Origin of the sequence: Bradyrhizobium cajani, assembly GCF_009759665.1 — a bacterium.
Taxonomy (GTDB): Bacteria; Pseudomonadota; Alphaproteobacteria; order Rhizobiales; family Xanthobacteraceae; genus Bradyrhizobium; species Bradyrhizobium cajani.
Window position 1 is genome coordinate 85,688 of sequence record NZ_WQNE01000006.1, and the last position, 26,169, is coordinate 111,856.

At 58.3% G+C, this 26,169-nt stretch carries 19 protein-coding genes and 1 pseudogene; 8 read left to right on the forward strand and 12 right to left on the reverse strand.

The window, feature by feature from the left end; translation table 11 throughout:
* Positions 1–21 precede the first annotated feature (21 nt).
* Positions 22–228, reverse strand: a complete 207-nt coding sequence (locus GPL20_RS10220) for a hypothetical protein (RefSeq protein WP_205751149.1) — start codon at positions 226–228, stop codon at positions 22–24.
* A gap of 1,745 nt (positions 229–1,973) precedes the next feature.
* On the opposite strand from GPL20_RS10220, the gene trpD reads away from it, so the two are divergent.
* The 7 genes from trpD (at position 1,974) to GPL20_RS10255 (ending at position 9,032) form a co-directional block, all read left to right on the forward strand.
* Complete coding sequence (trpD, locus tag GPL20_RS10225; RefSeq protein ID WP_157329443.1) at positions 1,974–2,987, forward strand: anthranilate phosphoribosyltransferase; 1,014 nt, start codon at positions 1,974–1,976, stop codon at positions 2,985–2,987.
* Positions 2,988–3,238: 251 nt separating this feature from the next.
* The gene (locus GPL20_RS10230) at positions 3,239–3,424 is read left to right on the forward strand and encodes a hypothetical protein (RefSeq protein ID WP_157329444.1); all 186 of its coding nucleotides are present in this window, start codon (positions 3,239–3,241) and stop codon (positions 3,422–3,424) included.
* Positions 3,425–3,845: 421 nt separating this feature from the next.
* Entirely contained in the window at positions 3,846–4,364 is a 519-nt protein-coding gene (locus GPL20_RS10235; RefSeq protein ID WP_246250233.1) for a flavin reductase family protein, read from the forward strand.
* A gap of 514 nt (positions 4,365–4,878) precedes the next feature.
* A complete protein-coding gene (locus GPL20_RS10240) occupies positions 4,879–6,003 on the forward strand; it encodes a M20 family metallopeptidase (protein WP_157329445.1) in 1,125 nt (374 codons plus the stop codon).
* Between the two features lie 960 nt (positions 6,004–6,963).
* On the forward strand, positions 6,964–7,227 hold the full coding sequence (locus GPL20_RS10245; protein ID WP_157329446.1) for a hypothetical protein: 264 nt from the start codon (positions 6,964–6,966) through the stop codon (positions 7,225–7,227).
* Between the two features lie 123 nt (positions 7,228–7,350).
* Complete coding sequence (locus tag GPL20_RS10250) at positions 7,351–7,731, forward strand: AMP-binding protein (protein WP_157329447.1); 381 nt, start codon at positions 7,351–7,353, stop codon at positions 7,729–7,731.
* On the forward strand, positions 7,716–9,032 hold the full coding sequence (locus GPL20_RS10255) for a preATP grasp domain-containing protein (protein WP_157329448.1): 1,317 nt from the start codon (positions 7,716–7,718) through the stop codon (positions 9,030–9,032). Before GPL20_RS10250 ends, GPL20_RS10255 begins: the two co-directional genes overlap by 16 nt.
* 733 nt (positions 9,033–9,765) lie before the next feature.
* Here the strand turns inward: GPL20_RS10255 and GPL20_RS10260 are convergent.
* Together GPL20_RS10260 and GPL20_RS10265 are read right to left on the reverse strand one after the other, a co-directional pair.
* Complete coding sequence (locus GPL20_RS10260; RefSeq protein ID WP_157329449.1) at positions 9,766–10,443, reverse strand: 2OG-Fe(II) oxygenase family protein; 678 nt, start codon at positions 10,441–10,443, stop codon at positions 9,766–9,768.
* Entirely contained in the window at positions 10,431–11,594 is a 1,164-nt protein-coding gene (locus GPL20_RS10265) for a GFA family protein (protein WP_246250248.1), read from the reverse strand. The genes GPL20_RS10260 and GPL20_RS10265 overlap by 13 nt, the downstream gene beginning before the upstream one ends.
* Positions 11,595–12,763: 1,169 nt before the next feature.
* On the opposite strand from GPL20_RS10265, the pseudogene GPL20_RS10270 reads away from it, so the two are divergent.
* A pseudogene (locus GPL20_RS10270) lies at positions 12,764–13,864 on the forward strand (IS3 family transposase).
* A gap of 191 nt (positions 13,865–14,055) precedes the next feature.
* On the opposite strand, the gene GPL20_RS10275 reads toward GPL20_RS10270, so the two are convergent.
* The 9 genes from GPL20_RS10275 to nodU form a co-directional block, all read right to left on the reverse strand.
* The gene (locus GPL20_RS10275; protein WP_254125180.1) at positions 14,056–14,898 is read right to left on the reverse strand and encodes an electron transfer flavoprotein subunit beta/FixA family protein; all 843 of its coding nucleotides are present in this window, start codon (positions 14,896–14,898) and stop codon (positions 14,056–14,058) included.
* Between the two features lie 539 nt (positions 14,899–15,437).
* Complete coding sequence (gene nifA, locus GPL20_RS10280; RefSeq protein WP_157329452.1) at positions 15,438–17,261, reverse strand: nif-specific transcriptional activator NifA; 1,824 nt, start codon at positions 17,259–17,261, stop codon at positions 15,438–15,440.
* Positions 17,262–17,446: 185 nt separating this feature from the next.
* Entirely contained in the window at positions 17,447–18,283 is an 837-nt protein-coding gene (locus tag GPL20_RS10285) for an SDR family NAD(P)-dependent oxidoreductase (protein ID WP_254125178.1), read from the reverse strand.
* Between the two features lie 628 nt (positions 18,284–18,911).
* Positions 18,912–19,112: a hypothetical protein gene (locus tag GPL20_RS10290; protein WP_100235591.1), complete on the reverse strand. Its 201-nt coding sequence runs from the start codon at positions 19,110–19,112 to the stop codon at positions 18,912–18,914.
* Positions 19,109–20,215, reverse strand: coding sequence for a nodulation protein NodZ (locus GPL20_RS10295; protein ID WP_157329453.1), 1,107 nt, complete (start codon positions 20,213–20,215; stop codon positions 19,109–19,111). Before GPL20_RS10295 ends, GPL20_RS10290 begins: the two co-directional genes overlap by 4 nt.
* A gap of 170 nt (positions 20,216–20,385) precedes the next feature.
* Positions 20,386–22,413, reverse strand: coding sequence for a carbamoyltransferase family protein (locus GPL20_RS10300; RefSeq protein WP_157329454.1), 2,028 nt, complete (start codon positions 22,411–22,413; stop codon positions 20,386–20,388).
* Positions 22,414–22,736: 323 nt separating this feature from the next.
* Entirely contained in the window at positions 22,737–23,525 is a 789-nt protein-coding gene (locus GPL20_RS10305; protein ID WP_157329455.1) for an ABC transporter permease, read from the reverse strand.
* A 3-nt stretch (positions 23,526–23,528) separates the two neighbouring features.
* The gene (gene nodI, locus GPL20_RS10310) at positions 23,529–24,443 is read right to left on the reverse strand and encodes a nodulation factor ABC transporter ATP-binding protein NodI (protein WP_157329456.1); all 915 of its coding nucleotides are present in this window, start codon (positions 24,441–24,443) and stop codon (positions 23,529–23,531) included.
* Positions 24,444–24,451: 8 nt separating this feature from the next.
* Positions 24,452–26,161 (reverse strand): nodulation protein NodU, encoded by a 1,710-nt coding sequence (nodU, locus tag GPL20_RS10315; protein ID WP_157329457.1) that lies wholly within the window; start codon positions 26,159–26,161, stop codon positions 24,452–24,454.
* Between the last annotated feature and the right edge of the window lie 8 nt (positions 26,162–26,169).

The window sequence follows — 26,169 nt, forward strand, 5'->3', positions numbered from 1 at the left end:
TTGATGATCCGAAGGGACGCTTTACAGCTCTTCCTCATGCCAGGTCTCGTCCTCCTCTTTGTGCATCTGCCACACGAGGGCGCGCCGAGCCAGCTTGTCGTATTCCACGGCAATTTTGAGCAGCCTGTCTTTGGCTTTTCCGTCAGTGAGCGCTTCCGCTTTCTTTCGCGTTGCTTCCGCACGGCCTCGCCAGTGGTCGGGTTGGTAGAGTTTACTTTTCGGATTCATGCCGCGAGCATGCAATTCGCAGATCAAAGAAATGCGACACCGGCGCTCCGTATAATCACGTAACAGCGACGCTCGGAGCCACGGTTGCGAAGCGCACAGTCGCATGCACAGCCGCTATTCTGAAACACCACAGTGCGCTTTGCAGCCGAGGCTCGTACGAAGAATGCACAGATCCGACATCTTCAGGCGATCAGACGCACGAGGGGGCTTGAACCGCACGTAGCGTTAGATTGTACGATCCTCGACAAGCGGGAACCACGTCCGACAATCCCGACCGTTCCGGACAGGTCATGAGAATTGCGAATGTTTCAGACATCTAAACTCACCTGGCGCGACTCGATCAGGACGATAAGATTCTCCAGGTGCATCCTTGTCCGCGCTGCGTCGGAGTTGTTCCTGTCGCGGCTGGACGCAATCGCGCGTTTCGAGCTCTGCACGGTAGGCGCTCCCATCACCGTCGCCTCGGCAGAACGGACGATGGAGGCTCCATCCCAGATACCCCACCCAAGGTCTTCACATATCGCTGAACACAGGCGCGATTACACCAAACATAGTCTCGGCGCGCGCCATCATGGTTCGCTCTGAACGATCGAATGCATCATCAACAGTGGCTTGGGCGCACCTGCCCCTTTGCCTGCTCTCTCTGCCTCGCGATAGCTGGCACGAGCCCTTCCCTGCCACGGCGTCATTAGTCGGTTGGCGGTAGGGTGAGCCAAAGTACCTAAGCACATGTCAGACGCCAGAATGCCTCGCGACGTCGAGGCATGCACCGAACAACTGGAAGTTCCAGAATGATCACTTGCTGGGCCAGCTCAGCCGCCAGTGCTTCCACGGTTAGTGGTGCTGCGCCACTAGGGCACGTGTCGTTTCTGTCGTGCCGGACAGATGACCAGCACCGTGCGGACCGCAAAGGCGGACGCACGAGCATGCCTGCACCGTCCTTAAGGAGTTCGGCCTGATTACCGGTTGACAGGTCATGTCGCGCTCCACGCAGGACGATAACGTAGCCACACGGACTTGAAGGGATATCATGACTCAAAATCAACGAAGTCAGTTAACTTCGCGCCTCACAATCTACCACTGCGCCATCGCTCTTGTCGTCGCAATGACAGCTGTAATTCCCGGGCCGGTCAACGCGCGCGATCAAACGCCGACAGCAGAAGAGAAAGAGGCCTGCATGGAGGACGTATTCCGCCTTTGTAGCAGCTACATACCAGATCGCGCAGCTATCACTGCCTGCCTCAGATCCAAGCAGGCGAGCCTCAGTCAGCAATGTCGCCACGTGATCTCCGTGCGAGACACTGGCAAGAAAAGCAGCGAATCGAAGTGACGATGTGGCGGCCTGTTCGTTTGCCGTTTCAACGCTTCACCACGGCGGCGCCCGAAGGCTAAGAGGCTTTGTAGGATGCGGTGATCCGGCCGGAACACCGCGGTAAAGAGGCCGCTGCGGACGCGGCCACCGGGCGCGAGACAGTGTCATCGGTCGTACGACAAGAAACTGCAGTGTTTTAGCTGGTCGACGATCTCCTCTCGTCGGCACCGCCGAAATGGAGAGCTTGACCCTCACGTTGCGTCAGGTTGTAGCCTCGGCAAGTGTGCCCACACACAATCAACGGCCGCCTCAAACGTCAAAGAGGCCACGCCGCGTGGGGCGAGCCGCTGCATCAAGGCGGTGCCGGGTCTCTTCAACGATGTCTCGCTGAACGGAAGAGCTCGAGGTTTGGACAGGAAACGTGTAAAGTTCGATGGAAGTTCTTAGATCGATCATCGGCAAAGTTGCCACAGGCGCCGCTCTGACGCGTGACGAAACTGCGTCAGCCTTCGACAGCATGATGTCGGGTTACGCGACTCCCTCGCAAATCGGTGCCTTGTTGATGGGGATGCGGGTCCGGGGCGAGACGGTCGAAGAAGTCACCGGCGCCACCGCGGCCATGCGGAATAGAATGCCGCGGGTCGAGGTGGCATGCGAGCCCGTCGGTCTCGCTGGCACGAGCGAGACCCTTATGTATTCCGTCAACGTGTCGACCTGCGCTTCCTTCATCGTCGCCGGGGCCGGCATTCCCGTCGCCAAGCATGTCAACCGCGCTGCGTCTTTTGGTTCAAGCACCGCAGACGTGTTGGCGCGCCTCGGTGTGAAGGTCGATCTCAAGCCTGAGGCCATCGCACGTTGTGTGCAGGAAGCCGACATCGGCTTCATGTTTGCGTCAGCCCACTATCCGGCGATGCAGCGCATTGGGCAGATCCGGAACGCAGTTGGAACCCATACGATCTTTAATCTGATCGAGGCTCTGTGCAATCCGGCCGGGGTCAAGCGGCAGATCGTTGGGGCTTTGTCTCCCGAATGGGTGCAGCCTCTGGCGTGCGTCTTGAAGAACCTTGGTGCCGAGTCGGTTTGGGTTGTTCATGGCTCGGACGGGCTCGACGAACTAACCCTCACCGGCCCATCATTTGTCGCTGCGCTTGAGGCAGGTATAGTCCGCACCTTCGAAGTGACGCCGGAACAAGCCGGGCTCCGCCGCTGCCGCAACGACGCGCTGGAGCGCAGCGATGCTGAGTCTAATGCCGTTGCGCTGCAAAATGCGCTTGATGGCGCATCAGGTCCATTTCGCGACGCCGCGCTTTTGAACGCGGCGGCGGCGTTGGTCGTGGCCGGGCGGGCCTCGACACTGCAGGAAGGCGTAGCACTTGGACAAGAATCACTTGATCGCGGCGCCGCAGCCGCTCGACTGAAGCGCCTCGTCGCAGTTTCAAACGCCTGACAGCCGAGTTGGCCGATGTTCCAGTATTGCGACCAAGTCTGCAGCTCACGAGCGCAAAAATATTGGAGCCAGGAATGCACGTCACTTCTGCGGAATTTCAAGGAGCGTGCGCCGCCTGAGCTCGGCCTGACGCCAGTTCGCGTGAGCACGGGACGCGAGAGCCAACTTTCTTATCGACGAGAGCCTGTTGCAGCCGGGGTTGCCGAGGTGAGAACCCGCGACGAGGCGCTGCGCGCCAAAGGAGATAATCGATGATATCCTGGCAGAGGATTGAAACACTCGGATCTATTGCAGTGATAGAACACATCATTCGCAAGTTTCGGGAATTGATCGATACAGATAGCTCAATCCCGCCGGAGCTGCGTGGTACGCTGCACGCGACGCTCGATCAGCATCTTCTCGAGGCAAAAAAACGTGTTCTCCTAAAAGTACATTAGGTGCGCCGATGCCGTCTACATGCGGAGAAACTCTGGCAGGCGCGGGCCGATGCCGCAATCGGCGTCATCCGGTCCGCACGAGGCCCGGCGAGGTTCCAGCCCAGCTGGTCGGAGCGCGACCACCGCTCCATGTGCACTGGCGCGTCGCCGGGCTCAGCACGGTTCGCTGTTTGATGGGGGCCCTGTTGAAACAGTGGCGGCGACAATTCTCAGTTCCGCCGCCGCGATCGCCATCCAGCGTAACGCGCCGAGATATTGCACGTCCGTCGGGTCATGACTGTAGCAAAGGCATACTCGGTCTCAATCTGAGCCTACTCGTCACGCAATTTTGAAACCGGGTACCCATTACAGGCCCAACAGGGATCAAAGTCGTCTCTGGTGTGGAGACACTAGAAGTGGGGTTCAACTGCAGAGGCTGATCATGACCCACCAGTTCTCTCCTGCGATTCGGGATATGCCGTCTATCCGACCGGCAGAGTTCCGCCATGCCATGCAAAGCCTGCCAAGCGGTGTCGCCATCGTGACGACCGGGACGGCAGCCGGAAGACGTGGACTGACCGTGAGTTCTGTGACGTCCATCTGCATGGAGCCGCCGTGCCTGGTCGTTGGCGTCAATGCCCGCTCCGAAGCACATGATGACATCCTTGCCAACGGCAGCTTTGGAGTCAGCGTTCTCCGCAGTGACCAGGAGGACCTTGCCTTGCGTTTTGGCGGTGAGGAGGGGGCGAAAGGCCTTCACCGCTTCGATACCGCGCCCTGGGATCAGGGCGTCCTCGATGTACCGCTATTGCCCAACGCATTTTGCGCGCTCGAATGCGTTTTGTATGACCACAAGCTGCTTGGCACACACACCGTCTTTATCGGACGAATTATCGCGACCCGACAAAGCGATGGCAGTCCATTGATCAACTTCCGGGGCGCGCTTCGTACTTTTGACTGAGTGCGATCTTTGGCGCAGATCCCGTCGGGAGAGCAGAACGGTCGATGGCCTCAATTCCTGGTCGCTTCCACGACAGTCATCGAACGATTCCCCGGGGCGCGCCTGGTTTCACAAATTTTAGCTCGTATTGAAAGGCCTTATCAGCTCCGGCGATTTCGGCGCTTCGCCTGTCGTGCTATGCTTGCGCCGGTCTGCGACCTTCCGCGTCGGGACGCGCTTTTCCGATATCCCAGTAAGGTCCTGAGTAGTTCCAACCACAGCTCACCAGAACGTCAACTCCAGTACCGCCTCGGCCTGCATAATCCCGTCGAAAACTACCAGCTTTGGTAGATCAGTTGTGATCGACAGGCGAGTAGTTTTGTTGCCGCAGCAGGGATCGGGTCCAGAGGCACGCCCCAGGTCACTACGGTTGGCGCTTCTCTAGATCCTCGGGCTCGATTCAGATGTGAGTACACGGTGATGTCATGATCTTGCAGAAGCGATGAGAAGCCGAATTCAAAGACGTCAGGCAACTATGTCCAGCAACGCGTTCGAGATCGCCCAGATTCTCGAGGGCATTCGCCGCTGGGTCCTGATCGAATCTCCGACGGAGCGACCGGATCAGATCAACAAACTGGCTGATGTTGTCGCAGCAGGTTATCGCGACCTGCCGGCCAGCGTTGAGCGCGTTGCGGGGCGTGACGGCTGCGGAGATCATTTGGTCACCCGCTCTTCTTGGGGGCAGGGCGTACCAGGCATTCTGGTGTTGAGCCATCTCGACACAGTTCATCCGGTGGGATCCATCGAACGGCTACCATTCAAGATCGAGGGCGACCGTGCGTTCGGCCCCGGGATCTACGACATGAAAGGCGGTGCCTACCTGGCCTATCACGCATTCCGGCAAATCTGCGCCGATGATGCACGCCCGCCGCTCGGCATCACGCACCTCTACGTCTCGGACGAAGAGATCGGCAGCCCAACCTCGCGCGCGCTGATCGAGGCCGAGGGCCGCAAGGCCAAATACGTACTGGTGACCGAGCCGGCGCGCGACGGGGGCAAGGTCATTACGGGGCGCAAGGGCGTTGCGCGCTTTGACGTATTCATCAAGGGGGTTCCCGCGCATGCAGGTACGCGACCCGAGGACGGCCGCAGCGCGATCCGGGAACTCGCCCATGTGATCCAGACGCTGGAGGCGATGAACGATCTCACGCGCGGCATCACCGTGAATGTCGGCGTCGTCCGCGGCGGCACCAGGCCCAACGTCGTCGCGGAACTGGCCTATGCACAAGTCGACATGCGCGTCCCGACCATGGCCCATGCCGACGAGCTGGTGCCGAAGATTCTCGGCGTCACCTCGCGCACCGAGGGCGTCAGCGTGAAGATATCAGGCGGATTGAACCGTCCGCCATATGAGAAGACCAGCGCCGGTACCGCACTTTACGCACACGCTAAAAAGCTCGCCTCCGAACTTGGCTTCGAGCTGCTCGACGCGTTCAGCGGCGGCGGCTCCGATAGTAATTTCACCGCGCCTCATACCGCAACCCTTGATGGCCTTGGCGTTGACGGCAAGGGCGCGCATACGCACTATGAGCAACTCTACATCTGGTCGATTGAACCTCGCGCGCGGTTGCTGTACCGCCTGTATCAGACGCTGCGATAATCCTGGCGCCAGGCGAAGTCAGTGATCGACGGCCGCCGGCAGATTCGCAGGACCGTTCTTCGCCCTGCCCAAGGGCTACAGGCTGCGCCCCCGTCAGGCCGACCTCATCGAAAACTATCGGCCGCATGCCGGATTTCGCATTGCAAATCAGCGTCGGATAGAAGTGACCGAGCTATCCGATGACGGCAGCGGAGGTCAGGGGGGCAATCGGCTGCAAAGGTAGTGAGCACTTGGTCGCAAAAGGGCGGTTTCCGACAATGGGCTTATCGGCAGCGGCCCCGATCGAAGGGAGACGAACTTTCTTGACGCAAATCGCCGCGCCGAATGCGTGCGACACGAGACCGGACGGCGGACCGATTTGAGAGCTTGGCCACACACACACGGCTGCATAAAAGGGCTTGAATCGGACGTAACGTTAAGTTGTACGATTTTGAGGTGGGCACCTATCTCGCTCTGCCTCCGGGATTGTGAAGGATTGCGAATGTCTCAGCTGGTCAGATCCTCATCCCCATGGTCAGTCAGGATCCTCATCCCCCGTGGTGGGTCGGTCGGAAGGGTTTTGCAGCGAGTCCCAATTGCGGCGCTATGGCTCGAGCGTAGCTTTGAAAGGCTCGCCATTCCGGAAGCGAGACTACGTGGCTGTTCTGGCCCGGGGCACCGGAGGGCCGACGAGATCAGAATTGAGCGACGTAGGCCTCCATCCGAACCCCTAAGTGGGGGACGCTGCTTCCCGAATCTGAACCAAGCCCCTCCTCTGGCGCGGCACCGCGCCAAAATCAGTTTGCCGAACCGACTTTCCGCTCTGTCACTGCTTTCCCGTGGTAGCAAGGCATTTCCATCGCGCAAAGGTGCGACAGACGGCGGGCCTGCGCAGGTTTTCAACGAGCCTAAGCTGCAATTGTCGCTCCGCGTGGCCAGCGCGGCATCGGAAGATATTGGTCGGCATTATGGAGCAGCAAGTTGAAAGAGCCCGACGGCCTCAAGAAGATCCTGTTGATCGACCATATCGAAGGCCAATGCCGTTGCATCATCGGCTTCAAAGATGGAGATGCCAGAGAGGCCTATATGTGTGGCGAGCCTGTATATCAAAGACGCGGCAAGAAACTGTCTTCGTGGTGTGTTTATCACTACGGACAGATGCACACGACCGCCGCACAGCAGAGCAAAGAGAGAGATCAATCGGCCGAGATCCCTCAAGCAATATCCATTGTTCGCAACCCATGAGAACCATGATCCTTCCAAGTCCGTGTGATCATAGCCTGTACAAGGGAGACCGAAACATGTGATCGGGGCCTCACCAAGCAATTCCGGGTTGCGGCGGAAACGTAATATGCGGGCGCGAGGGGCATGAATAGGTTGTTGGATCTCTGCTGCCTGATCGACCGAAACGCTACGTATGCTCGCGACAAAACTGCGATCCATTTCGAAGAGCAGCCTCTCAGTTACGTCACCCTCAACCGACAGACTGAGCGTATCGCTCGCGCCTTCAATCAGCTCAGCGTGCAGATGGGAGAGCGGATAGCGATCCTCAGCTTCAGCAGGCCGCATTTTCTGGGGCTGCAATGGTCGATGAGAACGCACCGACCCATCCTCTCTCGGAGCAAGACCGCGCGAAATCAAGCTTCGCTCAGTGCCTCACCACGGCGCAGCAAGTTCAGCATTTTTGCATCACGATCCCTTTCTGATCGCGTCGAGATGTCCGGAGGTCGCGGATGCCGCGGATCCTGATCATGAATGCCGGTACGGCTCAAATGTCGGGCGCCGATCTGTCACCAGCTCAACTTTCGCTGGCCGCCAACTCGGCATACCGTTCAGCGTGGTTTGCTCATGAGAGTGACCTGATAGTCTCCCCGGTAGTCATCCCGGCGGATCTGCTATCCTTCATTGGCGCGACGCTCGATTTCGACGCATCGAGTCTCTGCCTGCTTGTACCTCAAGGCGGCAGCCAATCGCCGGTCCTTGATGATTGCACACTCCTGTCCAAGACTGTTGTTGAGCGAATCGCCAGACATATTCGTCAGGACTCAACCTGGCGATTATATCCCTGCTACTCTACTGAAGGCGTCGCACGCCTGGCGGCCACGCTGGGCATACCGCAGACCGGCGACGACTTCGCTCTGCAGCGAGGGCCTGATCTGTTGAACCGCAAGAGCCACTTCCGTCAATTGGCGACAAGCGTCGCGCTTCCGCTGCCCAATGGATCTGTCACGACGGACTCGAACGAACTATTCAGAGCGGTCGATTCGCTCAGAACCCAGACCGGCAGCGTCATCGTAAAGCTGGACAATGGAGCCGGTGGGGTCGGAAATGTCATTCTGACCGGCAATGAAAGCGATCCACTACCTGGGGCAAGAGATACCCGGCGGATTCCATGGCCGTCCTTTGATCCTGACGCGCTTTGGTCTGAGATGACAACGGCATCCTGTAAGACGCTGGTCGTTGAGTCCTACCACCTGGCGAAGTCTTTGTTCTATCTCGAGTATGAAATCGAGGATGATGGTTCAATCGTTTTCAGGAACAGTGGAAACATACGACTGTGTAAAAGCGCGGATCGATCTGAGAGAGCTCTGATCTGGACAGGACTTGAGCTTCCAAGCGACCTGGGGAACGAGCAATGGTTGACTGCCCAGGCGCATGCCTACCGATTTGTGGCGCTTGCGCGAAACCTGGGATATCGCGGAATGATCAACATTGACGCCATTTTCGCTACTGACGGACGGTTGCTGTTTAATGAAGCGAACGGCCGTTGGGGTGGCGGCTCGGTGTTACACAGCATTGCCGTCCGGCTGCTGGGATTCGACTATTCCGGTTGCAACGTTATTTTATCCGTAAGAAATGTTCGATCAGGATCTCTCAAAATAGCGCATGATCGTTTGGTCAGGGAAGGATTTCTGTTCGACCGCACACGCAAGGAGGGCGTGATCCCGCTTGCCGCCGACCAAGAGGCTGGCACGGTGGAGTGCCTTGTGATTGCGCGCGATAGGGCCGCGGCCCGCGATCTACAGCACCACCTACTGCGAATGGTTTGATTGAGATCACATCGGCCATATCTTCAACCGCTCAATTCATCGGAACTTGTCCCTGCTTTCGATCGCGCGCGGTACCTGACGCTCGTCGAGCTCGAGCTCTGTCCGCTCCAATCGCGACCGCACTTAAGTCGCTCCTGAAGGGCTGGCCGATCGGCGATGAGGTGCTCGAGGTGCATCGGCTCATTGTCTGGCCGCTCGCCTCGCGCCAATCGTCCAATCAGCGCTCGCCTCGCCTCTACCACGTAGACCCCGCAATCATGGCCGTTCTGCTGCCGGGCCAGCGGGCCGCTTGCAGGCGGAAGCCCAGACGTGCGGCAAGTTATTCTGCAACGGTACTGTTGGAAGACCAGGCGGAGTCATAGTGATAGGCAACCGGCGCGGTAGGCACGCGCCGAACAACCAACAGAAGCGACAAGTGGGCGCCGCCGCCAGTAACGCCAGCATCGTTCCCGGGCACGAACAGGCGGTATCGTAGCCATCCTGATCATTGACGATCTGCTGGAAGGTTTGTACGCGGTCGCTCCGGCTCAGATCAAGCGCAGCAGCTGGGCTCGCGCAGGTTGAACGAATCGGGTCTGGGCGGCGAGATCCGGCTCGTTCCGTTGCAACTCTTCCACATGCTCATCGCCCTGGCCGCCTTTGGACAGTGACACAAGATGGCCAAGCTCCCCCCTCTCCTGAGAGCTCACCCCTTACCAAGTTCACTCGAAAGCGAATTTTCGGCCACCCCACCTCATACGCCAGCGGTAGAACTTTCGATGATCCGGCGGTTCGCGCCGCTTCGTTTTGAACAGAAGTAGACCAGCGATCTGCGCTCGCCGGACAGCACAGGCTTCACCTCGTGCCGGAGCTTACATGTGGTGATAAGCACGGCGCCAAATGGCGGTCGGAATACCTGGTATTCGTACCCGTTTGGATATACCACGAACCCACCCCCCTCGAAGTCCCTCGCCAGCTGCACAATCACCGCGTACTCGAAATCAGGGTCGCTCGCAGCATCCAGATGAATGCCAACAAAGGAACCAGCCGGCATCCGATGCATTTGGCATCGGCGAATCATGTAATCCGACGTGGCTCCCAAAATCTTTCTTAGCGCGAAGCTGCGGTCTTTCCTTTCGAGTAGTTCCATGATCTGCCCTGGAGCTGCACCGCTCGCGTCGCTAGGAGCGCGGCCGGGCGGGTCGACCCTCACGCGTTTGACGAAAACATTGTGCGAGTCGCCGGCATCTCCCACCCTCACTTCTTCTTCGGGAATCTCAGCCTGCAGCTGATCGATCTTGGCCAAGTCATCTTGGGTGAACAATATCTGGGGGCCGATCACGACCGTCCCCTTTACCAACAGCTCTATGCGGTATTTTGTCAAAGCTTCTTCTGAAAGCAGACGGGATTTATGATTCATTACGCGCGCCATTCGAGTTCACTCCAGGGTCTGTCTTCAACGCAGGGCTGAAGGTCCTGCTGCATCGAGCGGAATGCTTGGTCCCAATGCTCGCCATCGAACTCGCTTACTGTTATGCGTTCGATGGTCCTTTTATCGAGGCATCGAATATTTACGCTGAACCCGGTGGGGTTCGACCGCGGCCTATAGAATGGCTTTATGCCACAAACCCGGCAAAACGTGTGCCGAGCGATGTTCTTGTTGAACTGATACGCCGTGAGGAATTCTTCGCCGCACTCAATGCCAAGCTTATTGCCAGGTACGAGCAGGTGCAGAAATCCAGACATTTGGCAGATTGAGCAATTGCATCGAACTGCAGAGAGCTCGCGCGGTGCTTTGACGTAGAATTTGACAGAACCACAGTGACAACGGCCATGGTGTTCAATCTCCGAGTGATGATCTCTCTTAAGTGAGACAATTCTGAGCAGATCGCGGCACCACTGTAGGCTGAGCCGATAGGCCCGATCGAATTCATCTAAAAAGCGATCATTCCGGTCAGCCGGGATAAGTTCGCCAATCAGTCGGCTTGTCATCTCTCCGTGATACTTCTCCGCTGGATCTTCTCCGCCGACATGGCTGCAGAAATACTCAAGATCGTCAGGCCGCGCCTTAAAGGTTTTGACCAGAGTGGTCCATAGCGACTGGATCATGTCCGCAGCGTGTAGCTCAAAAGCGACCATGTAGGCGCAACGTACTAAGGGATCTTTCGATGACAATCCGGCATAGAGAGAATGCAGGTACCGCTTCGTTGTGGCGCTGTAGTTGGGCTGTATTGCTCTGCCGAGTAGTTGGGACGCATCCTTTCTAAGCAGGTTGGAGTGGAAGTTCTCGGTCACCAGAATGTCGGGTAGCGCCGCCTTGCCGCCCTTGAGAACTTGGCCATAACCGCCCGTCTCATCCCAACAGATGAAATTTCCGACCACGCTGGTCAGTTCAATGTCTCTCGCAATATCCCGATTGTGATCAATTGCATCAAAAATGAGATCCCGTTGCGACCCCGCCTGCAGGTATGGGAACGCTTGTGACATCGCCAGATATTCAGGCAACAGGCGAGCGATCTGGTCCTCAGACATCTCCGCAGCGAACGGGTGCGGGCCGAACAGGGCTCGCGCCTGCTCAGTCAAATACTCGCAGCATATTTGCGGAGGCTGATCGGGTGTAAGTCGAGACGCTTGAGATGTCATTTGACCCCTGGTGATGAGGAGGGAACGGTCTTTTACGAAGCAATTTCGTATCCGCCCAATTATTGGCTACCGCGAGTTTGTTGGTTTTGATGGGCTTGTGTTCGCGCTCACCATCCAGACGACGTTCTTGATGGCCACCTTCGCGGTAGCGGAGCAGCGGTATGTTCAGCGCTGCTCACTCGCATCGAAGGGAGCGCGTAGATCAACTGAGCGGCGGCGATCCAGACGGATTCCGGTGCACGAAAACTCCGATACCGCGAATTCCCGGCAAGGCCAGCATACGCTTGCAGAGTCATGATGAGATATTGCGCCGCGCAGGCCCTCGCTGCTGCTGCTCCTGCCAGTCGATCGCACCGATATAAGCCTCGTACAGCATTGCAAGGACTATCCGCATCTACTTGGCTCTTGGCCTTCGCTAGCAAACAGCGCGAAATGCCGGCTTCTGGCCGGCACAAGCTTCCTAAAGAGACCGCCGCTATGTTTCACGTTCGCGAGTGCCACCACGATGTCTTCTTGCACGCTTACAGCAATCACCGTGCCAACTCGTGCACTCGCTCCACAGACTCTGAATACATCGACAAAATCGCGACCGACTCCTCATCGCAAGTGTATTGAACCTGACAGCGCTTGCACGGTCGTCGGACACCAGACGGCGAACAGCCAGCCGCCACTCACGATGGGTATAGGCATATTGAATCGCGGAGATTGGTCCAAAGTGCCACATAGGTCGGCTTCACGCCCTGATCCGCTCGACAAACGCTTTGGGGGTTTGGGCGCTAGCATGGTGATCCCGATCGCTGACGTAATCCGTCTTAGCTCGTGACAAGTACGCGAGAGGCAGGCAGTCGCCTCAACGCCGTCGAACACGTCCATAAAGTGGCATCTGGACGCATGCGCAGCCCTTTGTCGATGCGCCTGCCAATCGCGTTCAACTCCGGGCATCGATCGAGGCCATGATTTGGTCTACGGAACAGCGGTCCCAGGTGACCGCGAGCAATCGAAGAACGCAATGGAACAGAGTGGTCGCGTGATCTGAGACCGGCAAACTGGACCATTTTTGGCTAGAGTTGCGCTGCGTAAATCCCCTCGGCTGGGAGGAGCGGACAACGATGAAGGCCTCGAAGTTTTCGGACGCCCAGAAGGCGTTTATCCTGAAGCAGGGCAACGACGGGGGCCCGGTTGCGGAGATCTGCCGCAAAGCCGGGATCAGCCAGGCGACTTATTTCAACTGGAAGAAAAAGTACGACGGACTGCTGCCGACAGAGATGCGCCGGTTGAAGCAGCTCGAGGACGAGAACGCCAAGCTAAAGAAGCTGGTGGCGGACCTGTCGCTCGACAAGGAGATGCTGCAGGACGTGATCCGCCGAAAGCTGTGAAGCCTGGTCGGAAGCGCAAGCTCGTCGAGGGTTTGCGGTGAGTGGCAGGTCTCGATCCGCAAGGCTTGTAAGGCCCTCGAGTTCGATCGATCGACCTATCACTACAAATCGCGTCGCTCCGGCCAGGCGGCCCTCGAAGCTCGGATCAAGGAGATCTGCCATGTTCGCGTACGCTACGGCTATCGCCGTGTCCATGTGCTGTTGCGCCGCGAAGGATGGCGTCACGGCCAGAACAAGACCCGCCGCGTCTATCGCGAACTGGGCCTGCAATTGCGTAACAAATCGCCAAAGCGCCGGGTCAAGGCCAAGCTGCGCGATGACCGCCGGCCAGCGACGCGGGTCAACGAGATCTGGGCGATGGACTTTGTCCATGACCAGCTGGCAACCGGCGGCAAGCTCCGGGTGCTCACGATCATCGATATCTTCTCTCGCTTCTCGCCGGCGCTGGAGCCGCGGCTCACCTTCCGCGGCACCGATGTCGTGGATGTTCTGGAAAGGCTTTGCAATGAAGTGGGAATCCCTGCCACGATCCGCGTCGATTAAGGCAGCGAGTTTGTGTCGCGCGACCTCGATTTGTGGGCCTACCAGCGCGGTGTCACGCTGGACTTCTCACGGCCAGGCAAGCCGACCGACAACGCCTTTATCGAAGCTTTCAATGGGCGCTTCCGGGCCGAATGTCTCAATGCCCATTGGTTCCTGTCCCTTGCGGACGCCCAGGAAAAGGTGGAGACTTGGCGAAGATACTATAACGAGGAACGGCCCCACGGGGCGATCGGCAATCGGCCGCCGATTTTGCTGCAAAAACACGTCGGCGCTACCAGCCCGCCAACGTGATCAGAGGCGCAAAACTCTAATTCCAGCTGGTCCAAAGTTCGGTCTCGCTGCAAAGAAGCGCAAAACTCTAGTTCTGGGTGGTCCAAACTTCGGTCTCGCTGCAGCGTTCTGAGATGCCTAGCTACATCTTGCGCGCTCACTGGATGCGGGTGCCTCATGGTGTTGGTACATCTTGGACCGTTTCGGCCAGATCAAGTGTCACGGACAAGTGCAGCAAGATCGGCTTCGAGCTTCGGCTGATGCTTGAAAATAGCGTCTATCAACGCCTGCGCCGGTTGCTCGCCGGCCTCGACCAGCGCTGCCTTCTCAGCGCGCGCAGAGGGAGCGAACACTCGCTTGACGACGGTCGGCGATCCCTTGAGGCCGCATTTGGAGACGTCTTCGATACCGGCATCGTTTGCGCTCCATTTAACGATTTGGGCACGCGCGGCACGCAACGCAGCCGGCATCGCGCCGCGCCGAATCTGATTCGTTGCCTCCAGCATTGTGATCAGACACGGCAGCCTCGTGTGCAGCACCTGAACACCACCTTCGGAGCGTCGTTCCGCCTCAATTGTATGGGCGGCGAGATCTAAGGATCTGACTTTCGCAACGTAGGTTAGCTGCAATACGCCCAGTCGCTTTGCGATGCCGGGCCCAACCTGCGCCGTATCGCCGTCGATGGTCTGCTTTCCCGTGAAGATGAGGTTTGTCGGGCCATATTCCTTACCGATTTTTCGGATGGCTGTTGCAAGTGCATACGTTGTGGCCAGGGTGTCGGAGCCCGCAAAGCAGCGATCAGTGAGTAGGACGGCGCGATCGGCGCCGTAAGTCAGCGCCTTTCGCAAAGAATCCTCTGCCGATGGCGGTCCCATTGTAAGCACCGTAATTTCGCCGCCGAACCGATCGCGCAGCTCTAGCGCGGCCTCGAGGGCGAAGAGATCATATGGGTTAATGATGGTCGGCACTCCCTGACGCATGATTGTATTGGTCACGGGGTGCACGCGGATCTGCGCCGAGTCCGGAACCTGTTTGATGCAGACGACATTGTGCACGATGTTGCTCCAAAAGCTGCGACAGTGCGGAGAGCACAGCAAGTGTTGTACCATCGCCCGCCCCTTTTGGGATCGGCTTGCCATCACAGAGGCTTAGACCGGGTAATGCGTCCCTCTAGCCCGCTTCCCGACGAACGAATGCTAACATAGTCAGGACTGCGACAGCGCTTTCCGCAGGGCGCGCCAGCATGGCTTGCGACAGACCACCGCCGCCAATCACCAGCGGCCGGCGGACCGGTTGACTTAGTCCGACCTTGATCGACGGATAGGCATGACGCTTGTTAGATGTTCAGCAACCGACTGCTCGCGATTGCATGGCCCGCAGGTGATGCTAAGTATGTCATTGCGAGCAAAGTCCTCTGTCATCGAACTAGGTGAGCCCGCCTTTCGATAGCAGTCCCGCAAGCGCGCACGGTGACGCTCGGGGCCAAGTCGCGCCCGTGGGCGGACCCATTTCCTTCAGATTGTGATGAGATTACCTATCGGAGATCGTCTTCGGATAGCTATTTGGCAGTAGCAGTTCCGAGCGATGTCGTCGTTCAGAACCGCTTTATCTCGATTCCATATTTCCTCAGCGCGTAGCCAATCTGGCGCGGCGTTAGTCCGAGCAGGCGCGCTGCTTTCGCCTGCACCCAGCCAGATCTTTCCATGGCCGCAATGACCCGTTCGCGGTCGGCCATCTTCGCGCCACTAACGAGAACTGTGCCGGGAGGCCCCAGTGAGGCCAGTTCGCCGGCGACAGACTGGACCGGCTGGGTCGGCTGAGCTAGCGGAATGGTGGACTTTGCAGGCACCGATGGCATGGGTGCGGGCTGGTCTGGTCTCTCGTCCGACGTGCCTTTCCACAGCATCGCAGATAGGCACTGGCCGTGGCAGCATGCAAAGTCACTTCTCACGATCGATGATCCCGCGCACAGCGTCGCTGTACGCTCGATGCAGTTCTCGAGTTCGCGGACATTTCCCGGGAAGCCGCAGTTCATCAGTACATCGATCGCACTCGCCTCCAAGGTCAGCGTACGGCCGTTCTCGTTATTGAAATTTCTGAGGAACTCCCTCGCAAGCAGCGGGATATCACTGCGTCGTTCGCGCAGAGGTGGCAACAGTAAGGGAACTACACTGATGCGATAGTAAAGGTCCGCGCGAAACTCACTCCTTCCGACAGCCTCTTCAAGGTTCTTGTTGGTCGCAGCTATTATTCGAACATCGACCTTAACAGTCTGGTTGCTGCCGACGCGCTCGAACTCCTGCTCTTGCAGAACGCGCAGCAACTTCGCCTGGAACGGAGCTGAGATCTCGCCGATCTCATCAAGAAACAGCGTTCCTTTGTCGGCAAGTTCGAAGCGCCCCTTGCGCGAGCTGAACGCACCGGTAAAGGCGCCTTTCTCATGTCCGAATAATTCGGATTCCAGGACGGTCTCAGGAAGCGCCGCGCAATTCAGCTTAACGAACGGGCGCCTGGCGCGGGACGATGATTCGTGAATGGCCTTGGCGACGAGTTCCTTTCCGGTACCGGATTCGCCACGCAGCAGAACCGTGCTGTTAGATCTGGCTACAACCGCAATCTTCTCGAGCAGCCCGCGCAGGGCTGGACTGTCCCCAATGATCCCATGGGCGTGTAGCTTCTTGCGCTCCCGAGCGGGTTGCCTGAGCTCTAGTATTTGCTTTTGTAGCCGGTCCTTCTCCGCCATCAGTCGTTCGCGATCGCAGGCGAACAAGCGATGCAACTTCACTGTTTGTCCCACCAGGTTAGCGATCATGGCGAGCAGTCGCGCATCGTACTCGAGCCCGAGACTCGACCTATCGTCGCGGATGCGGTCAACCGTCAGCGTACCCACGACCTTCGGATCAATGCGAATCGGAACCCCGATGAACGACACGGGCATATCATCCGAGGCGCCGAGCACTTCCCGGTCGGCAGCGTTGAATAACGGCTCGGCGGCCACGTTCTCGACGACAAGAGGCCTGTCGGTCGCGATGATCCGGTCGATTGCCGTCCGCGGCAATCGCATCCGATAACGTTCGTCGCTGCCTTCGCTCCAGCCGGCGCCCACTGTAATGTCCGGCATGCCCTCGTCATCGAGCAGTGAGACGATGCCGTGTCGCATCTGCACAAACGACTGCAGAAGACCAACAACGTTGGCCAACGTGACTTCGAGCCGCGAGGGTGCGGCGAGTATTTTCGATATTTCGAAGATGCCGGTTAGCGCGCTCTCACGCAACGGCTCCCCCGAGAGATTACCCTCCGGCTCAGGTTGCGAGGCAGGTCTTTCACGTGAGGAAGGTATATCCAGCATGAGGCGGCCTCCGTTCTCTTGATCATCCTCCCTGGTACCTTGTCCTGGTTGGCGAGCTTCTTTTTGCATGTCACTCTCGCTCTAACGCCAAGTGTTGACGAGATGACATAGAACCGTAACACCTTTTCATGGCACGACGGTAAACTTACGGTGTGCTTTCATGGCATTTTTGCGGATTGCGTGCGCGTCGTCAGCGGAGAACATAAGCACCGCTGCTGCAGCTCAAGTCAGCTGCGTAGCCAAGGCCGGCCGATTCACAGATGTTGCCCACCATTGATCGGCACCTCGGCTCCCGTGACATAGCTGGCCGCATCTGAGCACAGGAAAAAGATGACCTTGGCCACTTCATCCGGGGTTCCCACTCTGCGCAGCGGGATACTTGGCACGAGACGCGCTTCTGTATCGGGCGATAACATGTCCGTCCTGATTTCGCCGGGCGCGATCGCATTCACGCGAATGCCATGCGGCGCATAATCGTGGGCCATTTCGCGCGTGAGGCTCGCAAGCGCAGCTTTCGACGTCGCATAGGCACTGCCGGCAAACGGGTGCACCCGCGAGCCCGCAATCGAAGTCACATTCACGATCGATCCTGACGCGGCTCTTAGCTCGTCAAACAAGCCCTGCGCCAACAGGATCGGGGCCACCAGATTGAGATGGAACACCTTCATCCAAGTCTCGATTGACGTCGTCAACGACGTCATCCGATCGCCAGCGGGCGTTTTCGGCGAAACACCGGCATTGTTCACTAGCGCGTGCAAAGGTGCACCGGCCAAGCGTTTCTTGACCTCAGTGATCGCGCGCGGCAGCATTCGATGATTGCTGAGGTCGATCTGGACATGATCTTCGTTCCCTGCCCCCCAGGGGCATCGCTCGCCGTCGAACGGTTGACGCGCGCAAGAAATGATGCGCCAGCCCGCCTCCGAGAACAGCTTGGCAGTGGCATGACCAATTCCGCGCGATGCTCCGGTGAGCAACATCGCCTTCTGTTCTCCGCCATGAACACCGGCTTTATCGACCTGAAACGGGCAAGCCAAATGTGTTTCGGGCAGCGGGCCTCTGATTAGATCGTCATTTGGCAGATCCAGACCCACGCCCGCCTCCTCCCCTGTTGCGCGCCGCACGCGTAGCAGGATTTAGGCCACTGCGATGCATGTAAATCCGCTTCCGTTTTGCGTCCTAATGTCGCGCACGCGGAATGCTTGGCGGGTTCAAGACGCGCTGCGTGTGTTTTGTGACAGCGCTGGTGCATCAGCTACGCAATGTCGCGAGCACACTCGCCGTCGTAAAGATAAGGCGACGAGCCGCGCTCTCCTTCCTGATCGCACAACTGGAAGAGCCAAGCAATGGCCAGCGCCTCTCGTCAGGCAACCATCCTAGGATAGCGGCCGCCGCCAGTAGCCGCTTCAAACGAAAGCTGACGTTACCAACCTGTACGTTAGATTGTCCGCAACTGCGGCCGACTTCATCGCGCCCCGCTCTGTTGTGTCCAGCACTGGCACATCGCCGGGCGGATTGATCCCGGACCACGACCTGGCGCACTGAATGTTTCTTCAACACAGTGAATCTCCGATAGCGCCCGTTCAACCAGCGAGTACCGACCGTAAGACGGAACTCGACGGCTGAACGGAGACGCTTTCGATATGTCCATCCGCGACCGACCACCGATGAGCTTCGACTTGCGGCCTCCCCGAGTCGAAGACGAAGACGTGTTACACCTGTTTACCGGGGCGGCAGCATGTTAAGGTCACTGTTGTCGACGTCGAGCGGAAGACATTCGGACCCCGCGTCGCGCTGTTCTTCGGTGGAAGTCCGCGACAGAGCTTCACATTGGACAGACAATTGCCGCCCCGAGAAGATCTGCCAATATTGCTGGATGCAAAAAGCGGCAATCAGATCGATCAGGCGGGCTACGACTTTCATGAATCCACGAGCTCTCGCGAGGTTTGTTCAATCAGGATCAATCGGCCCGGATCCTTCAAATCGAATTCTATAACGCGTGGGGCAAAGAGACGCGCATAGCGCGTAAAGGCGCTCGTCGGGGGAAAACGGATCACGGTATCGCAGCGCGCAAGGAGGTACATATCGATGAGGGCGGAAAAGCCGCCCTCGGCTCCGAGCGCGGCGTTGTGCAATGGGCCGGCCTGAGGTGCCTGGAACTGTTTTGGAATCGTGAAAACATCAGGAAATATAGCCGAAACCTTCTCAAGGACGATCGCGCTGTCCGTGCACAGGAAAGCCTTCACGGGTTTTGCGTGGGGTAACCCCCTAGCCTTATCAATGGCATTACAGACCTGTCGAAAGGCGCGCTCCGGGTCAGCCCAGTAGGGAGCATGCCCCATAATGTCCTCGCCGTTGCCATGCCGGACATGGATGCCGATTACGCTGTACGATTCAAAGTGCTCGCGGTAGATAGCATCAATCCGAGACTGAATTTCAGGTCGTGGCTTGATGCTCCGAAAGATTTCTCGTTCGGCCTCCTGATCGCAGCGCCACATCAGGCACGCATCACACACAACCGTGTTAGCGTCACTATCTTTGTGACTTTGGAACAGTTGATCGAGTTCGTCGCGCTCCCGGAAAATCTGCTCGTCCGGGCGATAGACGCAATCGATGGATGGCTTGTTCCACCATGTCGGGAAGAATGGTCCCGGAAATGAACACTGATTGATCTTGTCATCGCAAATCACCCGCACGCCAGCAATGTCTTGAACCGGTTCGAAGAAGACTGGAAAGGCGTTGATGGATGGCTCATCGAGATAGCAAGATCCCCTCCAATCGATGGCTAGCGTCCGTCCTGTCTGCTTTGCAAAACGCCAAGCTGCCGCCAGTGACCACAGGCAGTCGCCGAACCCCGTGCGTCGCCGGGAAACTACGAACCTATCATTCTTCGAACCGCTCTGCATTGCCTCTTCCCGGGCTCCTGGTTGGACAAGAGACGTCATTGCAGACATCTCACGTATCATCTTGTCCGACGTTACGGTCTGAAATCGCGGTGCCGGCGAGCTGCGTCGGTAGAACTTCATAGCAGCGCTATCCGTGATGGGCCGCGTTCTCGCAACACTTTCTGTCTTTTCCTGAGCGGTGTTGCGTCGACGTGCCCGATTTCCAGTCGGACGCCCGATGATCCCCGCGCGTCGGATGGCCTGGCCTCCTCACATGCAGGCATAGGCATGACCATGCTCATGAGTTCCGGCTATGTTTCGCTTTGCACTTTATTGCAGCCGCAAGCCGCGCGCGGCGGATGCAGCCGAACGCCCCGCAGCTCCCACACGAGCCGCAGTTCCTTCACGAGATCTTCACGCTTGGCCTGGTCCAGCATGGTTGCGTCGAGAAGCCAGCCGAGCGACGCCTCGCCCTCGATCCGCATCAAGATCTCGAAAAGCTCATGTGAGATACGCATACTGTCGTGGGCGGAACGTCCCGTGCGGATCTCGCAGACCGTTTCCTGACGATCTGGCGCTGTGTGGGAGCGAACACGATGAAGGGATGCATACGGCGGCAATGAAACGCTCAGCGCACTCCAATCCTGCAGTGATGCTGGCCGCTTTCTGACGAGGAACGGCCCAACAACAAGTCCGTCCAGGTCAGTCGTCAAGAACGTGGTGATCGCATCTGACACGGACTCCACGATCGGCTCGGCATTGTTGTTGAATGAGGTATTCAGAAGAACTGGGATGCCCGTTCGCCTCTTGAACGCATTAATTACATCCCAGTAGGCGGGGTTTGCCTTGCGCGATACTGTTTGCAGTCGAGCGGTCCCATCAACGTGTGTGATCGCACCGAGCACGTTACGCTTGGCTTCCCGCACACGAACCACGAAGTTCATGAAGGGGAGCTGCCGCGTGCCGTCCGGGAGCTCAAAGAACTCGCTCGCATCCTCCTCCAGTACAGATGGCGCAAAGGGGCGATAGCCCTCGCGCTTCTTGACCATCGCGTTGATGCGGCCCTTGTTTCCCGCAGGCCGCGGGTCCGCAAGAATGCTGCGGTTACCAAGCGCACGTGGGCCGAACTCAGAGCGGCCCTGAACCCAGCCGATTACATCGCCATTCGCCATCCAGTCTGCCGCACTGGATGCTATGTCATCACTGCGTTGAATGTCGAGGTGGCCTGACCATGCGTTGAGCTCATGCTCAACGGCTTGCTCGTTGCCGAGATCGGGCCCCCAATAAACGTGCGGCAGTCGCTCCCGCGGCGCCGGCCTGCCCAGCTCGTTTGACAGCATCAACGCAGCGCCGAGCGCGCAGCCGGCGTCGTGCGCCGCGGGTTGAACAAAGATGTCGTCAAATAGCCCGGAATAAAGCAGCTTACCATTCAGCGTGCAATTATGGGCTACTCCCCCAGCCAAGCACAAGCGTGTAATGCCCGTCGCTTCACGATGGTACCGTAGGATGTGAAACACGATCCGTTCCAGCGCCTCCTGCAGTGAAGCGCTGACATCTCGATGCTGTTGGGTGAATGGCATTCCTTTTCGCCGAACCTCGATGTTGCGGACCAGGGCCGGACCGATCCGATCAAGGTGAACGCGATAGCCACCGTTTTCCAACAACTCGTAGAACTGCGCGAAGAGCTCGCGATAGGGAGCGGGATCACCATACGGGGCAAGCCCCATCACTTTGTACTCGTCGAACAACCCGTACCCGAGATATCGGATCGTCTCGAGATAGAACAGACCCAGGGAGTTATGTTCCGGGAAGCTTGCAAGTTGCGCAATTTCGGTACCAGACCCCACCGCCAATAAGCCGGAGAGAAAATCGCCACCGCCGTCGATCGCAAAAACGAGACTTTGCTCGAAGCCGGACATGGCAAACGCGCTCACGGCATGCGCTTCGTGGTGATTCACGAAGGAAAGCCGCGACGGATCGATCTCAGCGCCGAACTCCCGTGCCAGCAGCTGGCGCAGCAACAGTTTGGCGTCCAACGGAACGGGCTGAGAAACAGAAAGACGCTCGAGCATGGTGTTGCAGTAGGCTTCAGTCGCGTAGAACGCGATACGGTCGATCTCGCCGAGCTCAACTCCTGCGGTAGAAAGGCAGTATTGGATCGAATTGCTCGGAAACTTGTTGGAGTGCTTGACGCGGTTGAGGCGCTCCTCTTCGACAGCAGCAATCACGCGGCCATCCTGCACAAGAACCGCAGCGCCATCGTGAAGAAATGTATTCGGCAGCTCCGGCGAGCTTTCATGGATTCTGTCAAGACCGCCACTCACTCCCAGGCACAACATCCCGTTCTCCATTTGACCATGAGGGGAACGCCAACTGCGTCCCACCTATCCAATCTTTACAGTCACGCTCCGTCGGGTGCGCGGGCCAGGCAGCACACACAACTTTGCAAAGTCCGTCTCGGCGCCTAGCGACAGGCGCTCAGAAAGTACCGGTGCTGGCGTCCGCACCGATCGACCGAACAGACGGCCGTAGACCTTGGTCGATCGGGGCCTCTTAAGGCCATTGAAGCAGCTGCTGTGACAGACCGGGTCATCCCGAGCTGCCGCAGAACGCATCGTGACATTGCATCGATGTGACTTTCTCCATTTTCGCTGAACTCACGTCAACGCAGCAGGCGGCGCCGAAGTAGTGCTGTCGACGCGAAAAAGGGCAAGACCGCATAAACGCAGAGCGCACCTACGTGCAGGGCAGCGCTGTCGGCGCCGCGCTCAAGCATCACTGGGCGAATAAGGTCGACCGAATGTGCGAGAGGCAACAAGCCGGCGAACTGCTGAAATGAGCCGGGCAGTTGGCTCGCCGGAAAGACCACGCCACACAAAAACACCATAGGAGTGAGAACAAGTGTCTGGTAAAACACGAAGTAATCGTAACTTGGCGCAAGAGCTATGACGACCATAGCAAGGCTGGCGAAGACAAGGCCAGTAAGGGCGATTGTTGGCATCGCATACAGAATGGATGGCCATGACGCATAACCCAGGGTGGCAGCGACGATCCCGATCGCTGTTCCGGCCAGAACGGACTTACTGGCCGCCCACACCAGTTCACCCAGAACGATGTCGCCAAGCGTGAGCTGAGTGGAGAGGATTGCTTCCCAGGTGCGCTTGGCGTCCATGCGTGCAAAGGCTGCATACATGGTTTCAAAGGTCGCCGACGTCATGGCGCTGGTCGCGACCATGCCTGCCGCCAGGAACGCGATGTACGACGTCCCCTCAACGCGCCCCACGATCAGTCCAAGGCCAAAGCCGAGGCCAAACAGATTGGTTATGGGATCTGCGAGGTTGCCGAGAATCGATGCAAGTGCGACTTTCTTCCATGCTAGGAAGTTCCGACGCCATACCGCAATCCAATTGTACGCGTTCGCGGGCATCACCGCCGCAAAACTTTCACCCATCGCTCACTTCTCCATCTCGCGCCCGGTCAGCCGCAAAAACACGTCCTCGAGATTAGGGGGGCGCTGCAGAATACGAAGGCCCGCTCGCCCGCGCAGTTTCACGCGTACCTGGTCCGGATGTGGGGTATAACAAAAGAGCGTCTCTCCACTCACTTCGATGTGCCGTGCATGCGGCCTGATCAACTCGCAGAGCTGATGTGGATCATCGCCATAGATTTCGACCACGTTGCAGCCAATATGCTCATCGATCAGGCCGTCCGGCATGCCTTCGGCGATCTTGCGTCCACCCTCGAGGACACACAGCCGATCGCACAGGCGTTCGGCCTCTTCCATGAAGTGAGTGGTCAAGAGAATCGTCTTGCCCCGCGCAAGCAGAACTCGCAGACGTTCCCAAATCAGGTGGCGGGCGTGCGGATCCAAACCAGTCGTCGGCTCATCCATCACGAGCAGATGCGGGTCATTGATTAGCGCACGCGCCAGCGTCAACCGCCGTTTCATGCCACCGGACAACTCGGAGACGCGCACGTCCGCCTTGCTTTCGAGGCGCGCAAACTCGAGCAGCGATGGCGCGACCGCCTCGATCTTGCGAGCGCTCATGCCGAAATAGCGACCAAACACGAGCAGGTTCTCTCGAACGGTGAACTCGAGTTCAAGGTTATCGAACTGCGGCACCACGCCGATGCGCACACGCGCCACACGAGCGCGGGAAGGCACAGGCTCATTGAGGACCGTAATCGTGCCTGCGTCCGGCGAAATCATGCCGAGGAGCATACGCGCAATCGTGCTCTTGCCAGCTCCATTTGGGCCAAGCAGGCCGAAGCATTCTCCGCGCGCAACCGAGAATGATAGTTCATTGACGATGACCTTGTCGCCAAATGACTTTTTCACGCCGGCAAGCTCGATTGCTACGGTGGACATGGTCACTCTTAGGCTGACAGAAGTCGCTCGGCCGACAATGGCTTCCTTACCACCTTGTTGGTCCAGAGCTGGCCGTCGCACCAGACATGCTCGACACGCCCCCATTGGCAGGCCGCGGCAGCATCCGGGAAGAATCCACGTCCATGGAGATTGGCGCTCGTGTTGCAGAGCAGCGGTATGCCCGTGAGTTGCTCAAATTCGACGAGAAGCGCGGCGATTTTGTGCGGAGAGTTGCGGGAGATTGTCTGTAGCCGAGCGGAGCCGTCAAGATGGACCACAGCGGGGACCTTGTCGCGCCATTCCGCCCGGGTCTGGTGATCGAACAGCATGTAAGGATCTGGCGTACCTGGGCTGAAAATTTCTGGCGCCCGATCCTGCAGACAGATCGGCGCCACTGGCCGGAAGTGCTCGCGCCGCTTGATGTCGTTGAGATGATCCTTCATCGCCGGGGAGGTCGGCGCTGCGAGAATGCTTCTGCCGCCCAACGCCCGCGGCCCAAGCTCGGCGCGCCCGGAAAGGAAGATGACCGGCTTGTTGTCGGCCAGAATCGCCGCAAGTTCACGCAGACTGCATGGCGCCGCCTCCCAATCCGGCGGAAGCTCGCTGTCCTGCAGGTCCGGGCCACTGTAGACTGACCATTCCAATGGCCCGAAGCCATTTTGCGCCGCCATCGCCCCGCAAGCAGCGCCGATTGCCGAGCCGCTGTCATTCGGAAACGGCGGCACCCAAACGTCATCGAACAATCCCGCCGCACGAAGCGCGCTGTTCCACTTGATATTGAGACCGCAACCTCCGGCGATACATAGATTTCGCGCTCCTGGAAGCGACGAGTATCGCAGCAGAACCATCGCCATTTCCTTGACAAGAAGACGTTCCACGAACACATGAAACGACGCAAGGACGTCCTCCGCTCGCTTGGCCGTCAGGCGCAAGGAGCTTGCCTCGAAGAAGTCGTGCACAGCTGCAAGCGTCGATTCTGCATTGTTGATGTCAGCGCGGTAGCGACGAGCCTGCTCCGTGTCAGCGGCGAAGCGCTTTTCATAGAGCTCCTGAAACACTGCCACAATGCTTTCGTCGACAGAACCAAGTGCGATATAAGCCATCAGCTTGCCGGCGATGCCTAAATCCCAACTGGAGCGGTTCGGCTGCCTGTAAGGGCCGAAGTGAAGGCCCGCGGCAGCATAGGCATGGCCGATCATCGGAAACAGGGATGCGATGAACCGTGCCCCCCGGGGTTCCACATAGTAAAGACGCGGAAAGATGCAGCCGTCCCATACCAGACAGAACGCGGGTTTTCCCCCGCTGGCAAAGGGACTGGTGCTATATGCTGACGCGACGTGGCCCGTGACGTGCGGGTAGCTCTTATAGGGAAACACCTTGCCTCCGAGGATCAGGCCAAAGCCGTCGACGGAATCAAGAAGGCCCTCAGCATGGCGCTCGACATACGGCGCCCCTTTCAGCGCGATCGGCACAGCGCCACTTAGGACCTGGAACTGCGACTCAATCTCCCCATCCCAGCCGTCGATGACGAACTGATCGATATCCCGCGGATCCAGGCCATGCTCCGCCAAGGCGAGCACGACTGCATCGAGATTCTCGACGGATTGATAGCGTGGACTGTTGCCGCGCTTCTCTTGCTCGGTGCAAAAGACAAGCCGCCCGTCCTCGACAACAGCGATTGCCCCGTCATGTGTTAACTTGATGCCGCAGATGCGCATACGATCCC

Excerpts from the sequence above, each read along its gene's own strand:
- GPL20_RS10220 (WP_205751149.1), bottom strand. The coding sequence starts at position 228 with ATGAATCCGAAAAGTAAACTCTACCAACCCGACCACTGGCGAGGCCGT.
- trpD (WP_157329443.1), top strand. The coding sequence starts at position 1,974 with ATGGAAGTTCTTAGATCGATCATCGGCAAAGTTGCCACAGGCGCCGCT.
- GPL20_RS10230 (WP_157329444.1), top strand. The coding sequence starts at position 3,239 with ATGATATCCTGGCAGAGGATTGAAACACTCGGATCTATTGCAGTGATA.
- GPL20_RS10235 (WP_246250233.1), top strand. The coding sequence starts at position 3,846 with ATGACCCACCAGTTCTCTCCTGCGATTCGGGATATGCCGTCTATCCGA.
- GPL20_RS10240 (WP_157329445.1), top strand. The coding sequence starts at position 4,879 with ATGTCCAGCAACGCGTTCGAGATCGCCCAGATTCTCGAGGGCATTCGC.
- GPL20_RS10250 (WP_157329447.1), top strand. The coding sequence starts at position 7,351 with ATGAATAGGTTGTTGGATCTCTGCTGCCTGATCGACCGAAACGCTACG.
- GPL20_RS10255 (WP_157329448.1), top strand. The coding sequence starts at position 7,716 with ATGCCGCGGATCCTGATCATGAATGCCGGTACGGCTCAAATGTCGGGC.
- GPL20_RS10260 (WP_157329449.1), bottom strand. The coding sequence starts at position 10,443 with ATGGCGCGCGTAATGAATCATAAATCCCGTCTGCTTTCAGAAGAAGCT.
- nifA (WP_157329452.1), bottom strand. The coding sequence starts at position 17,261 with ATGCAAAAAGAAGCTCGCCAACCAGGACAAGGTACCAGGGAGGATGAT.
- GPL20_RS10290 (WP_100235591.1), bottom strand. The coding sequence starts at position 19,112 with ATGAAAGTCGTAGCCCGCCTGATCGATCTGATTGCCGCTTTTTGCATC.
- GPL20_RS10295 (WP_157329453.1), bottom strand. The coding sequence starts at position 20,215 with ATGAAGTTCTACCGACGCAGCTCGCCGGCACCGCGATTTCAGACCGTA.
- GPL20_RS10300 (WP_157329454.1), bottom strand. The coding sequence starts at position 22,413 with ATGTTGTGCCTGGGAGTGAGTGGCGGTCTTGACAGAATCCATGAAAGC.
- GPL20_RS10305 (WP_157329455.1), bottom strand. The coding sequence starts at position 23,525 with ATGGGTGAAAGTTTTGCGGCGGTGATGCCCGCGAACGCGTACAATTGG.
- nodI (WP_157329456.1), bottom strand. The coding sequence starts at position 24,443 with ATGTCCACCGTAGCAATCGAGCTTGCCGGCGTGAAAAAGTCATTTGGC.
- nodU (WP_157329457.1), bottom strand. The coding sequence starts at position 26,161 with ATGCGCATCTGCGGCATCAAGTTAACACATGACGGGGCAATCGCTGTT.